The following is a 744-nucleotide window of genomic DNA, read 5'->3' as shown; positions in this document are numbered from 1 at the left end:
GCGCCCGCACCAGGGCGCCCCGCCGAGCTGCGCCCGCTGCGCGGGGCCGCCGACGAGGCCTCCGAGCTGCGCCGGCGCGCCCTGGTGCGGGCGCCGCTGCTGGAGGCGATGGGCGTGCCGGTGCGCTCGCGCCCGGTGGCCGGGGACTGGCACGCCGACCCCGCGCACTGGGCGCGGCTGGGCCCGGCGCTGCTGGAGGCGGTGCGCGCGCACCGCGCGGCGCACCCGCTGCAGCCCGGCCCGAGCCTGGAGGAGGCGCGCCGCGCCCTCGACCTGCCCGACCGCGCCCTCGTGGAGGCCCTCGTGGTGCCGCCGCTGCGGCTGGCCGACGGCCGCGTCGTGGAGCGCACCGACACCCTGCCGCCCGCGGTCGAGCGCGCCGTCGAGGCGGTGCTGGCCGACCTCGCGCGGCAGCCGTTCGCCGCACCCGACGTCGAGCGCTTGCGCGAGCTGCGGCTGGGGCGCACCGAGCTGGCGGCCGCCGTGCGCGCCGGCCGGCTCGAGCGCGTCGCCGACGGCCTCGTGCTGGCCCCCGGCTACCGCCGGCGCGCCGCGGAGCTGCTCGCGCGGCTGCCGCAGCCGTTCGCGACCGCCGACGCCCGCCGCGCGCTGGGCACCTCCCGCCGGGTGGCGGTGCCGCTGCTGGAGGAGCTGGACCGCGCGGGCATCACCCGCCGCGGCGCCGACGACCGGCGCACCCTCACCACCGGGCCCGACCGGTGAGCGGCGGGGTGAGCGGCGGGG

The 744-nt window shown here is 82.9% G+C and carries 1 protein-coding gene; it reads left to right on the top strand.

Annotated features, from left to right (window positions below; genetic code table 11):
* Positions 1 to 723, top strand: a 723-nt coding sequence (locus GTQ99_RS23730) for a SelB domain-containing protein (protein WP_205708136.1), incomplete at its 5' end; no start/stop codon positions are given.
* Between the last annotated feature and the right edge of the window lie 21 nt (positions 724 to 744).

It is taken from the genome of Kineococcus vitellinus, assembly GCF_009906315.1.
GTDB classification, from domain to species: Bacteria; Actinomycetota; Actinomycetes; order Actinomycetales; family Kineococcaceae; genus Kineococcus; species Kineococcus vitellinus.
The sequence above is the reverse complement of the archived record's forward strand: the minus strand, read 5'-3'. Positions and strand labels throughout refer to the sequence as shown.